Source organism: Verrucosispora sp. WMMA2121 (assembly GCF_027460185.1).
In the GTDB taxonomy this organism is placed as follows: Bacteria; Actinomycetota; Actinomycetes; order Mycobacteriales; family Micromonosporaceae; genus Micromonospora; species Micromonospora palythoicola.
On sequence record NZ_JAPZBH010000004.1, the window covers coordinates 280,097 to 292,428 of the forward strand.

Sequence of the window (12,332 nt, forward strand, 5' to 3'; positions counted from 1 at the left end):
AAACGTACCTACAAGTAGACGACTTGTCTATAAGTCGAAACGGCCACTTGGTTGGCACTTGGTAAGACAAGTGCCAGGTACGGTGAGCCGGTGCCCACCCCGCACTATGGACAGCCCCGCTACCGCGCCATCGCAGACGAACTGAGGAACCGGATCGAAGGCGGCATCATTCCGCCCGGAACACTCCTGCCAGCCGAAAGCAAGCTCACCGCGGAGTTCAGAGCAAGCCGAGGAACAATCAGACAGGCTATAGCCATACTCCGAGAGGAAGGTTTAACCGCCACCGAACATGGAAGAGGAACCTACGTAAAAACGGATATGCGCAGCAGCAGCGCTCATCGGCAGACTGGATCCGACGTCCAACAAAGCATAATTAGTGCCGACGCATATCTGGCAGCCCTGTTTCAGGTAGATATGGGAGCGGAGATAATCGAAACGGAAGTTATCAGTCGAACAGCGGATAAAGTCGTTTCAGTAACCAGAACTTACCGTCTCCCGCGATAGCCATACCCGAGCCGCCAGCGTGAGACCCGTATCCCCGCACTCTGGTCGGCAGTGGCGAAGTACAGCTCGTTGGACAGAATCGCAAATCGCAAACAATCACTAACGCTGGCGATACTCCGAGTAGTGGCGGTTCGGTGCATGCCCAATTGGACCGAGGCTGACAGCGAAGTTGCCGGGTCGGATAGCAACGTCGCCGGTCGGTCCGGAGGTAATTTGCCCCAAACCCGCTTGGAGGTCGGCCTCCAGGCCGGGCAGCTTCAGACGGATGAGTGATGGCAGAAGGACAGCAATAGCGACGAGGCCTACTAGGATCGGTGTGATTGTAGTAATCATTACCACAGTGACGCGGGTGGACAGAAAAAACGCCGTCCAAAGAACAGAAAGCAGAATCATGGCAACGGCAGCAACGGTTACGGTACCCAGCGCGGCCGTGCGGGCAGTCCGGCCCTCCCGTTCGAGCAGCTGCACTATTCTTTGCGCGTCCACATGGCCATGGTCGAGGCTCAAGCAGCGACGCAGGTGACGGAGTGACTGACGACGCGAGTAGGTGTCGCTCAAAGCGGTATGGGTAGCGCGACCAAGCCGAATCTTGCAAACGCCAGCGACATAATGAGGATCTGGCTCATTCGCCGGCGCATGCTTGATCGCCTCTATCGCTTCCGCGTAAGCCTCGGCAAAGACATCGTCGTTCTGCGTTGCGTCAGCCTGATCGAACAGTAGTCGCGCCAAAGCAAGGTGCAGCCGCCAGGGCTTGGCCGCCGTGCGGAGCCCTTCCCGAAGCACGTCCTCTGCCTCGCGTGACTCACCTAGCGCGGTCAAGGCGGTCGCCAGGCCCAGCGCCGCTACCTGCATCGATGGGTCGGTCCGCAGCACGCTGCGGAATTGCCTCGCTGCCTCATGCCATTCGTTGGTCACTAAGCGCAGATGGCCCAGCTCCACCCGCGCGGAGCTGTTGAATGAGTCTTGGGCAATCGCCAGTCGCAGGTGAGTATCTGCCTCCTCGTACCGGCCCAACTGTGTGTATAGCGCCCCAAGATCCGTATGACTACCTTTATATGAATCGACCTCAAGCGCTTGTTGAAGGTGATGCTCGGCCGCAGGTAGCCGGCCCATCCGATAGTCTATAATTCCGAGGCAGACCAGCACTGCGGCATCTTGCTCCTCATTAAGCACCTCAAAGCAAATATCTTCGGCTCTCTCCCACTGGCTTTGTTCATCCTGTCGCATCAGCGCCCACGCGACTGCAAGCCGATATTCACGATTATGCGGCAGCAGGGCAACCGCCTGGCTGAAGTGCTCGGAAGCCGCCACATAATCGCCGCAGGCAAAGTCGACCCAGCCCTGCCCTGCAATCGATGCAGCACGCTCCTCATCCGCGATCGCCGTAGATTCTAACCGAACGAAGCTCGCTCGCGACTCAGCAAGTCGCCCCGCATCGTGCCGAATCCACGCCAACTCCATGGATAGAGTTCGCTCATTCGGCTGCATCTGAAGCATTGATGCAACCAGACGCTCAGCCTCAGCGCAACTGCGCAAGGACCGCAAGGCCGCTGATTGGCCCACTATCACACGTGGATTACGCGGGTTGAAACGCGCTGCGGACCGATAATGGATAAGCGCCTCTTGCGGCTGCAATCGGTCCTCGAAAACAAGCCCCAAGTTGATGTAATTCGATTCGTTCGTGGGACGTAGCGCAATTGCCTCACGGGCACACCTCTCGGCATCTGCATGCCTTTGCAGCCGCCGGAGAACTGCCACACGGTATTCGACTGCACGGAGCCGGCCGGCGTCAATCGCGAGAACACGTTCAAACATTTCCAACGCACGCTGGTACTCACGCCTATCGACGTATACCTGCCCCAGCTCAATGAGCACATCGACGCTGTCGGGGCGGATTTTGACCGCCTCGTGCGCGACTTCCAGCGCCCCTGAAAAGTTGCGCAGTTGCCGCATCACGCGAATTCGCGCGGCCAATGCAGCTTCGTCACGCGGGCTGATGGAGAGCGCTGCCAGCACCGCGTCAAGGACATCTTCGTACCTACCTCGATCCTCAGCGATATTTGCCAGTTCCAGAAGCGGGGCAGACGAGGTGGGGTGTTTGGTGGCAGCATCGCGGGCAGCCTCTTCTGCTTCCTCGAAACGCCGCAACAAGCGCAAGGAGTTGCTCCGCCCAACCAACGCCCATTCGTTCCGCGAGTCGATAGTCAATGCCCGCTCGAACGACTCTAACGCCGATGCGTGCTCGTACCGATCGTCATGAAGATAGCCGAGCTCGACATACAGACTAGCCGCATCAGGCCGCCTCACGATTGCATCCCGGACCGCCTGTTCAGCCTCCTCAAAGCGTCGTAACCGACGTAAGGCCGTGATCCGCCACTCAAGCGCATCAGCGTCGTCCGGATCAATCGCTAGCGCCTGCTCAAACGCCTTCAACGCTGCCACTTCTTCATATTGATCATAGTGAACGAAACCGAGTTGAACACGCAGGTTCGGGACGTCAGGCCGCCTCACGATCGCATCCCGGACCACCTTCCCAGCCTCATCGAAACGCCGCAGCCGACGCAGAGCAATAACCCGCCAACGCAGTGCATGAGCATCGCTCGGATCGATCGCTAACGCCTGGTCAAACGCCTCCAACGCAGCAACATAGTCATACTGGGCGATATAAACATGACCCAGGCTGATACGCAGGTTCGGCATATCGGGCCGCCTCACGATCGCATCCCGGACCACCTCCTCAGCCTCATCGAAACGCCGCATGTTGCACAGGGTGCCGACCCGCGACTCAAGTGCATCAGCGTCGCTCGGGTCGATCGCTAACGCCTGCTCAAACGCCTCCAACGCAGCAACAAAGTCATATCGATCGTCATGAAGGTAGCCGAGTGCGACACGCAGGTTCGGCGCATCAGGCCGCCGGGCAATCGCATCCCGCACCGCCTCCCCAGCCTCATCAAAACGCCGCAACCGACGCAGGGCAACAACCCGCCACTCAAGCGCATCGACATCACTCGGATCAATCGCTAACGCCTGCTCAAACGCCTCCAACGCCGAACCATAGTCATGCAGACTAAACTGGAGGTAACCGAGTGCGACACGCAGGTTCGGCGCATCAGGCCGCCGGGCAATCGCATCCCGCACCGCCTCCCCAGCCTCATCAAAACGCCGCAACCGACGCAGGGCAACAACCCGCCACTCAAGCGCCTTGGCATCACTCGGATCAATCGCTAACGCCTGCTCAAACGCCTCCAACGCAGCAACAAAGTCATATCGATCGTCATGAAGGTAGCCGAGCTCGACACGCAGGTTCGGCGCATCAGGCCGCCGGGCAATCGCATCCCGCACCGCCTCCTCAGCCTCATCGAAGCGCCGCAAATCACGCAGGGCAACAACCCGCCACTCAAGCGCCTTGGCATCACTCGGATCAATCGCTAACGCCTGCTCAAACGCCTCCAACGCCGAACCATACTCATGCAGACTAAACTGGAGGTAACCGAGTTGACTACGCAGGCTCGGCGCATCAGGCCGCCGGGCAATCGCATCCCGCACCGCCTCCCCAGCCTCATCAAAACGCCGCAACCGACGCAGGGCAACAACCCGCCACTCAAGCGCATCGACATCACTCGGATCAATCGCTAACGCCTGCTCAAACGCCTCCAACGCCGAACCATACTCATGCAGGCTAAACTGGAGGTAACCGAGTTGACTACGCAGGTTCGGCGCATCAGGCCGCCGGGCAATCGCATCCCGCACCGCCTCCTCAGCCTCATCGAAGCGCCGCAAATCACGCAGGGCCGTAACCCGCCACTCAAGCGCATCGGCATCACTCGGATCAATCGCTAACGCCTGCTCAAACGCCTCCAACGCCGAACCATAGTCATGCAGACTAAACTGGAGGTAACCGAGTGCGACACGCAGGTTCGGCGCATCAGGCCGCCGGGCAATCGCATCCCGCACCGCCTCCCCAGCCTCATCAAAACGCCGCAACCGACGCAGGGCAACAACCCGCCACTCAAGCGCCTTGGCATCACTCGGATCAATCGCTAACGCCTGCTCAAACGCCTCCAACGCAGCAACAAAGTCATATCGATCGTCATGAAGGTAGCCGAGCTCGACACGCAGGTTCGGCGCATCAGGCCGCCGGGCAATCGCATCCCGCACCGCCTCCTCAGCCTCATCGAAGCGCCGCAAATCACGCAGGGCCGTAACCCGCCACTCAAGCGCATCGGCATCCCTGGGGTCAATCGACAACGCCTCGTTGAACGCTGCTAAACCACGTTCTGGCTGGTAACGGTCGAGCAGACTTTTGCCCCACTCTAAGCCATGCTTCGAGGAACTTAATTCATTAGCTACTATTAGGGCTTCTATCTCATCATGTCGCCGCAAGTCTCGCAGTCCACGCAGCAGCCACGTCAATCCTGTCAGATTTGACTCATCAATCGAATTCGCCTCACGAAACCGTGACAATGCCTCTTCGAACTGGTACTGGTCTGTCGATACACGCCCGGTTGAAATGCGGACAAGTACGCTCTCTGGAAACCTCTTACACGCTTCGATGGCAACGGCCGTAGCATCCTTGTAGTTACGAGAGCGGCTCAAGCTCGCGATCAGCCAAGCAGACACGTCAGGATCGGTGTGCAGCTCATACGCCTGCCACAAGACAGCGGCTGCATCGCTAGGCCGATACAGGGCCAGTAGCAACCGCGCCTGCTCAATGAACAACTCCGGCGGTTGCTTGGACCATCCAGCCGTCGAATCTATCAACAGGCGCAACCCTGCAGCTGGCCGATGGGCGCGTCGCAATCTGCCGACGTTCTCTAGCAAGTTGCGAACCTGACCGCGAGGCCTAGGGGCTCCGGACAACACTCCGGCGTCAGTGCCGACGATCCGTGCTTGATCATCCCAGTCCTCATCAACAGGCTTTTCGGCCATTGCGTACTCCCTTGCCCTTGCGGAGAACTGATCCTCCAGGATGAGTGAATGCTGCCGCTGTCAGATACACGACCGACACAGCTGGCACGGGTGCGTGGATCTGCGTTGCGGATGTCGATTGTCTGCTGAAAGGGACGGGGCAAAGGGCAGAGGCGCAACTGCGATCCGTCAGCTGTTGGGTGACGCATTGCCGATTTCGTCTGGTCTGGATCAAGGCACCGCGCTCCGCGCGGCGCAGGGCGGCAAGCCCGGCCGGCGGCAAGCCGCCCCGGCCGCCTACGGCGCCGGGGCGGTGAGCCACCGACAGCCGCCGGGACACCGCCCCACGGGTCGGAATCTCAGCCCAGCGCGAGTTCGTCCGGGAAGCGCTCATGAAGCGCGGCAACCGCATGCTTCAGGCAGTAGTCGAGGCTGTGGCCGTCGACCCTGATCGACGCACCATCGAGCCGCTGGCCCGAGATCACCACGGTCCAGGGCCTGCGCTCCCGCTCCCCGTCAATCTTGACCAGCCCGACCAGGCCCATCTCCCCCAGGTGCTCCAGCAGCTCCGGCACGCACTCATCCCACCTCATCCAAGAATGGGATCACCGGGGCCGCTACGGAAGCCAGCGGGTCGGCCTGGTCGTGCGTCGGGGCTTCCGTCTGCCGCGCCAGTCCAACCCCGGGACTGGCTTGCCACCGGCTCATCGGGTCGCGGCACCAGCTCCACCGCCAGGACGTGCCCGACCCTCCCCACAGCCGCCGGCCCCGCTCCGGAACCATCGATCGCAGGCCCGGAGACGGCCTACAGCGGCACAGCCAGCCCGACCCGAGAAGAGGTCAACTGAGCCCGCGCTCAGGGCGTCTCCAGGGCGTGAGGGCGTCCCCAGGGCGTCAAACGCCGACCAATGTTGACCAACGACGACCATCGACACCCGAACATAGGACCAGCACAGAGCCTTGATCAGGTCTCTGAGCTGGTGGGCGACGGACGAGTCGACCTGTACGCCGGATTCTGTGCGCGACGCGCACCCTGGGGTGCGTGTCGGCGGCGGCCATCCATCTCGGCCTGCCGTTGCCGGCAGGCTCGTGCGGCCTACCCGCAGACATCGGGCGGGCCGCCCTCAAGCGTCTGCGCGGGCGTCATCCTGCGATGACGGCCCATTCTTGGCCTTGCTCCGGGTGGGGTTTACCGAGCCACCCCGGTCACCCGGGGTGCTGGTGGGCTCTTACCCCACCGTTTCACCCTTACCGTCCCCGTTGGGGCCGGCGGTCTGTTTTCTGTGGCACTGTCCCGCGGGTCGCCCCGGGTTGCCGTTAGCAACCACCCTGCCCTGTGGAGTCCGGACGTTCCTCGGCGACGGGCCGGAACCCGCCGACGCGACCGCCCGGTCGACTCGTCCGTCGCGTACCCATCCTAACGATCCCCGGTCCGCGCCTATTGCCGCACCGGGCCTCAGGGGGCTCCGTGGCAGTGGAGGTGGCTCGTGGCCGGCGTGTCGTGCGTCTTCACTGCCACGGTTCAGGCATACCGGACAGTGGCCGTGGGCCGGGGAGGTGGGGTGGGGAAAGGGCGTACGCATAATGGGGCGGTGACGATGCCGCCGTTTCCCGAACCGACGGTGCCGGCCGACGGGCGAGCCGAGGTGTTCCTGCGCTACCTCGATTATTTTCGGGACAGCGTGGTGGAGAAGGTGGCCGGGCTGGCCGAGGAGGAACGGCGGGGTAGCCGGCTGCCGTCCGGCTGGACTCCGTTGGAGCTGCTCAAGCACCTGCGCTATGTGGAACTCCGCTGGATCGAGTGGGGGTTTCAGGGCCGCGACGTCGCGGACCCGTGGGGCGACCAGCGCGACGATGGGTGGTACGTGGCGCCGGAGGAGAGTTTCGCGGAGTTGACGGCCGCGTTGCGGGCTCAGGGCGCGCACACCCGGGCGGTGGTCGAGGGCACCGATCTGGCCGCGCGCGGCGCGCCGGGGCCGCGGTGGGAGGGCGCGGAGCCGGCGTCGCTGGAGCGGGTGATGTTCCACCTCGTGCAGGAGTACGCCCGTCATCTCGGGCACCTCGACATCGTGGCCGAGTTGGCCGGTGGCCCGGTCGGCGAGTAGCCGGGGAGGGCGACCGGTGCGCGTTCCGGACCGCTAGCCTGCGGATCATGGAACTCGCCGAAGCCGCCCTGCTGGTCGCGGCCGGTCTCGCCGCGGGCACGGTCAACGCGGTGGCCGGCGGTGGTTCGCTGATCACGTTTCCGGCGTTGCTCGCGATCGGGTTGCCGCCGGTCTCGGCGAACGTCACGAACTCCCTGTCGGTCTCCCCCGGGTACGTCGCGGCAGTGGCGGGCAGTCGGGTGGATCTGCCTCGGTCGCGGTTGCTTGCCGCGCTGTTGCCCACCACCGTGGTCGGCGCGTTGGCCGGTGCCGGGCTGTTGCTGGTCACCCCCGCGCGGGCGTTCGAGGTGGTCGTACCCTTCCTGGTGCTGGGGGCGACCGCGCTGCTGGCGTTCCAGGATCCGCTGCGCCGGTTGGTCGGTCACCCGCGTGACCTGGCGCCGCGCCGCCGGGCCGTGACCGTTCAGGTGGTGGTGGCGGTGGCGGCGGTGTACGGCGGCTACTTCGGTGCCGCGGTCGGGGTGATGCTTGTCGCCGGGCTGGCCCTGGTGCTGGACGCGACGCTGGCCCGGGTGAGCGCGATCAAGAATTTGCTCTCCGCCGTGATCGGCCTGACCACCGTGGTCGTCTTCGCCGTCGCCGGTCCGGTGAACTGGGCCGGCGTCGCGGTGGTCGCCCCCGCCACGCTCGTCGGCGGTTACGCCGGCGCTCGCCTGGTCCGTCGGCTCCCCTCGGTGATCCTGAAGACCATCATCGTCGTCTTCGGCACCGTGATCGGCACGTACCTCCTCTGGCGCGCCCTCACCTGAACCCGCGATCTTGCATTTCCTGACCCCGCGAACCGGGCATAAGTAACTTCTCGGCGACCAGAAGGCTCTCCGGTCGGGTGTGTGGGTCATGGTCGGCCGGGCAGGGGTAGGTCGTAGCCGCAGAGGTGGAGTCTGACCATGGCGATGAGGGCTTGGGGGTTTTTGAAGCCGAATGCGATGCGGGTCAGTAGTCGGATTTTGGTGTTGGTGGATTCGATGAGTCCGTTGGACAGGCGGTAGGTCAGGGTGTTGGCGATGTCGTCGCGCCAGTAGTGGCGGATGCGGTAGGCCAGTTCCACGAACGGGGTGAGTTGGCTGGTGGTGGCCCAGTCCAGCCAGGCGTCGAGGAGGGTGATGCGGTCGGCGCCTCCGGGGGCGGCGAAGACCTGCCGTAGTTGCTGGTTGAGCAGGTATGTCAATCCCCTGGAATCGTGGAGGGCTCCGTTATGCGGCCTGCGGCTCCAGTGCGCGGGCCGCTGATCGTTCGTAGTCGATGGGGGATCGCCAGTCGCAGACGGAGTGCCGGCGGCGCCGGTTGTAAAAGTCGGTAATCCAGGTGGCAATCTTCAGGCGGGCTTCGGTGCGGGTGCGGAAGTGGCGGCGGTGGACGTACTCGACCTTGATGGTGGAGAAGGTGGCCTCGGCGACGGCGTTGTCGAAGCACGACCCGACCCGGCCCATCGACTGGCGCACCTTCCACCGGGCGCAGGCCCGGGCGAAGTCGGCCGAGCAGTATTCGCTGCCCCTGTCGCTGTGAAAGATCACCCCTTCGACGCTGCCGCCGCGGGTGACGGCGGCCATGTTCAGCGCGGCGACGACCAGCCCGGCGTCGTGGTGGGCGCCCATCGCGTAGCCGAGGATCCGACGGGAGTACAGGTCGATGACGGTGGCGAGGTAGAGCTTGCCCTCGTCGGTGCGGATCTCGGTCATGTCGCCGCACCAGGCGACATCCGGCGCCGGCGCGGTGAACGCCCGCTTGACCAGGTCCGGCGCGGCCGGACGTGTGCCCTGGCGAGTCAGGTTCCGCCGGCGACGCCTGGCCCGGGCGGCCAAGCCCCGCTCGGCCATGAGCTGCGCGATCGTGTTGTCCGACACCTGCCAACCGGACTCACGCAGCTCGATGCCGATGCGCGGGCTGCCGTAGGTGCCGGCCGAGTCGTCGAACACCTTCTGGACCGCGTCCGCCAGCCGGACACGCCGGTCATCGCGGCGCGTCGGCCGCCGGTCACGCCACTTGTAGAACCAGGACTCGGACACCCCCAGGGCCCGACAGGCCACCGCGTGCGGCACGCAATGCTCGGTCCTCTGGGAAGCGATGAACCCGGCCACGCTCACCGGCCCGTCGCTTCCTTGACCCACAGGACCACGGATCGCTTGAGGACATCACGCTCCATCGCCAGCTCCGCGTTCTCCCGCCGCAACCGCGCCAGCTCCGCCCGCTCGTCCTCGGCCAACTGCCCCGCAGCGGCCTCACCGCGCCTCTCGCGGTCCCTCTTCACCCAGTTAGCCAGAGTCCCGCTGTTGACCCCCAGGTCACGAGCAACCTGAGCGATCGACTTACCCGTCTCCCGCACGATGCGCACCGCGCCCGCGCGGAATTCCGGATCGAACTGGCGTCTCGTCTCAGCCATGAACCTCTATCCCTCAAGCTCTGGCCTCCACGCTACGAGGGGAAGGGCAGGTAGGCCCGATACAGCGGCTGGTTGGTGTGTTCGATGGTCGCGAGTTTCGCCTGTTGGGAGGTGGTCAGGTTGGCGGGGTTCTTCCACAGCGCGTAGCGGGCGCCTTTGATGCCCTGGGCCAGGGCCTTCTGTCCTGCCTTGCGGGCGGCGGTGTAGACCTGAGCGCGGACCGCGTCCAGTGCTTTGCCGGCCCACATCACCACGTGGAACGGGTCCAGGCAGATACGGGCCTTCGGGCAGTACCGGCTGACCGCCGAGAAGATCCATTCAGCGCCGTCGGCGGTGACCAGGCTGACCTGGGCGCACCGGTCGGGTCCGAGAAGCTCGAAGAACTGGCTCAGGACGGCACTGTCACGGCCCTCGGCGATCCACAGCAGCCGCCGGGTGTCATGGTCCACGACCACGGTCAGATACTTGTGGCCCCGCCGATAGGACACCTCATCGATACCGATGCGGGTCACCCCGGCGAGGCGGTCCCCGGCCGCGTCGTCGGCGTCAGCGACCACCCGGGTCACGATCTGCCCGACCGTGCGCCATCCCACCCGCACCAGATGACACACCGCGGTCTTCGACATCCGCCGCACCAACCAGCCCACCAGCGCATCGAACTGGCGAGTATGCCCGGCACCGTGCCGCGCCCACGGCACCGCCGCCACCACCACCCCATGCTCACGGCACCGCACCCGGGGCGTATCGGCCTCCAGGAACACCTGCCACACACCCACGTCCAAGCTCCGCCACCGCCGACGCCCACGACCCGCGTCATAACCCGGACACCGCCGCTGACACACCCCGCACCGACCCCGCGCCCGCCGCAACGCACGCACCGACACGACCACCACACCCGCATCGAGACACACCGACTCGACCACCGCCTGCTCGACGCCCAGCAGCCGACCCCATAACCTGACCGAACGCACGCCGTTGCCACCACCTAGAACCGAAGCCTTCAGACAGCTCGGAACCTAGGCCCAGCAACGGCGTGCGCCCGTCAACGACCCACCGACCACCCACACATCAGGCAGAAGAGCCGACCAGAAGTGCAAGATCGGCGGGGCGGGGCGGGGCAGGGCAGGGCGAGGGGGCGAGGCACCACGCGGGAGGGGGAGGCGGGTCAGAGGTCGGAGAGGTGGGCGGTGTCGTTGACGGAGCGGACGGCGACGCCGCCGTCGGGCCAGCGGTCCAGCACCGACACACCGGCCGCGTCGAGGTAGAGGCGGTGCAGGAAGGAGTCGGTGGCGGCGAGCGCGTCGCGCAGCATCAGCTTGATCGGCGAGACGTGCGAGACCACCACGACGGTCTGCCCCGGGTACGCGTCGAGCAGTCGCCGCACCACCCGGGCGCACCGTTCCGCGACCGTGGCGAACGACTCGCCGTCCGGCGGGGCCACCCGGGTGGAGGCGAGCCAGGCGTCGAGTTCGCCGGCCCAGCCCTCGCGTACCTCGGCGAAGGTGCGCCCCTCCCAGGCACCGAAGTCGCATTCGATGAGTTCGTCGTCGCGGCGTACCGGCAGGTCGCCGACGGCGGTGGCGATCGCTTCGGCGGTCGCCACGCAGCGGGACAGCGGTGAGCTGACCACTGCCACGGTGTCCGGCGCGAGCGCGGCCAGCCGCGCGGCGGTGGCCCGCACCTGGGCCTGCCCCTTGCTGCTGAGGGGGATGTCGCCACGCCCGGAGTAGCGGCCCTGCTCGGTGTACTCGGTCTCGCCGTGCCGCACCAGGATGAGCCGGGTGGCGGTGAAGCTGGGCCGGGGCTCCCAGGACACCGGTGCGCTGGTCAGGTCGGCGCCCGGTGCCTCGGCCCGGGCGGCGACCTCGGCGGCACCGCCACCGGCGGGCTCCGGGCCGCCGAGGCGGCGCGGCGGCTCGACCAGGCGGGGTGGCTCGACGGTCGGCGTGGCGACGCCGGAGGCGGCCGCGGCGTCCATCGCGGCGTTGGCGAGGGCGTCGGCGTGGGTGTTGCGGTCCCGGGGGATCCAGCTGAACCGTACGGCAGTGAAGCCGCCGACCAGTTGGGCGGCCTCGGCGGCCAGCGGGCGCAGGCCGGGGTGCTTGATCTGCCAGCGGCCGCACATCTGCTCGACCACCAGCTTGGAGTCCATCCGGACGTCGACCTCGTCGGCACCGAGCTCGGCGGCGGCGGCCAGGCCGGCGATCAGTCCCCGGTACTCGGCGACGTTGTTGGTGGCGGTGCCGATCGCCTCGCTCCGCTCGGCCAGCACTTCGCCGGTGGCGGCGTCGCGCAGCACCGCGCCGTATCCGGCCGGTCCGGGGTTGCCCCGGGATCCACCGTCGGCCTCGACGAGCACCGTCCGGGTGGCCACC

The 12,332-nt window shown here is 65.4% G+C and carries 9 protein-coding genes, 1 other RNA gene and 1 pseudogene; 3 read left to right on the forward strand and 8 right to left on the reverse strand.

What is annotated here, in order from left to right; all coding sequences use genetic code 11:
• The first annotated feature begins 90 nt into the window (after positions 1-90).
• Positions 91-504 carry a GntR family transcriptional regulator gene (locus O7605_RS32040; RefSeq protein ID WP_443083857.1) on the forward strand — a complete coding sequence of 138 codons (414 nt, stop codon included), beginning with the start codon at positions 91-93 and terminating at the stop codon, positions 502-504.
• A 99-nt stretch (positions 505-603) separates the two neighbouring features.
• Here O7605_RS32040 and O7605_RS01900 read toward each other — a convergent pair whose 3' ends face one another.
• The 3 genes from O7605_RS01900 to rnpB form a co-directional block, all read right to left on the reverse strand.
• The gene (locus O7605_RS01900; protein WP_269737614.1) at positions 604-5,223 is read right to left on the reverse strand and encodes a tetratricopeptide repeat protein; all 4,620 of its coding nucleotides are present in this window, start codon (positions 5,221-5,223) and stop codon (positions 604-606) included.
• A 548-nt stretch (positions 5,224-5,771) separates the two neighbouring features.
• Positions 5,772-5,987: a hypothetical protein gene (locus O7605_RS01905; protein WP_269737615.1), complete on the reverse strand. Its 216-nt coding sequence runs from the start codon at positions 5,985-5,987 to the stop codon at positions 5,772-5,774.
• A 413-nt stretch (positions 5,988-6,400) separates the two neighbouring features.
• An RNA gene (gene rnpB / locus O7605_RS01910) (RNase P RNA component class A) lies at positions 6,401-6,812 on the reverse strand.
• A gap of 198 nt (positions 6,813-7,010) precedes the next feature.
• Between rnpB and O7605_RS01915 the strand changes: the two genes are divergently transcribed.
• Together O7605_RS01915 and O7605_RS01920 are read left to right on the forward strand one after the other, a co-directional pair.
• Positions 7,011-7,517 carry a DinB family protein gene (locus O7605_RS01915; RefSeq protein WP_269738674.1) on the forward strand — a complete coding sequence of 169 codons (507 nt, stop codon included), beginning with the start codon at positions 7,011-7,013 and terminating at the stop codon, positions 7,515-7,517.
• 47 nt (positions 7,518-7,564) lie between these two features.
• Positions 7,565-8,326 (forward strand): sulfite exporter TauE/SafE family protein, encoded by a 762-nt coding sequence (locus O7605_RS01920; protein ID WP_269737616.1) that lies wholly within the window; start codon positions 7,565-7,567, stop codon positions 8,324-8,326.
• 86 nt (positions 8,327-8,412) lie between these two features.
• On the opposite strand, the gene O7605_RS01925 is transcribed toward O7605_RS01920, so the two are convergent.
• From O7605_RS01925 to O7605_RS01945, 5 genes and pseudogenes are all read right to left on the reverse strand, one after another.
• Positions 8,413-8,745, reverse strand: a complete 333-nt coding sequence (locus O7605_RS01925) for a transposase (protein WP_269737617.1) — start codon at positions 8,743-8,745, stop codon at positions 8,413-8,415.
• A gap of 25 nt (positions 8,746-8,770) precedes the next feature.
• Complete coding sequence (locus O7605_RS01930) at positions 8,771-9,685, reverse strand: IS3 family transposase (RefSeq protein ID WP_332317105.1); 915 nt, start codon at positions 9,683-9,685, stop codon at positions 8,771-8,773.
• A complete protein-coding gene (locus tag O7605_RS01935; RefSeq protein ID WP_269737618.1) occupies positions 9,658-9,957 on the reverse strand; it encodes a transposase in 300 nt (99 codons plus the stop codon). The genes O7605_RS01930 and O7605_RS01935 overlap by 28 nt, the downstream gene beginning before the upstream one ends.
• Positions 9,958-10,004: 47 nt before the next feature.
• Positions 10,005-10,928 (reverse strand): annotated as a pseudogene (locus O7605_RS01940) (ISL3 family transposase); the annotation flags it as partial.
• A 194-nt stretch (positions 10,929-11,122) separates the two neighbouring features.
• The gene (locus O7605_RS01945; protein WP_269737619.1) at positions 11,123-12,331 is read right to left on the reverse strand and encodes a bifunctional RNase H/acid phosphatase; all 1,209 of its coding nucleotides are present in this window, start codon (positions 12,329-12,331) and stop codon (positions 11,123-11,125) included.
• Position 12,332 lies beyond the last annotated feature (1 nt).

Bases quoted from the DNA above. Each gene is read 5' to 3' on its own strand.
- O7605_RS01915 (WP_269738674.1), top strand. From the start codon at position 7,011: ATGCCGCCGTTTCCCGAACCGACGGTGCCGGCCGACGGGCGAGCCGAG.
- O7605_RS01920 (WP_269737616.1), top strand. From the start codon at position 7,565: ATGGAACTCGCCGAAGCCGCCCTGCTGGTCGCGGCCGGTCTCGCCGCG.
- O7605_RS01935 (WP_269737618.1), bottom strand. From the start codon at position 9,957: ATGGCTGAGACGAGACGCCAGTTCGATCCGGAATTCCGCGCGGGCGCG.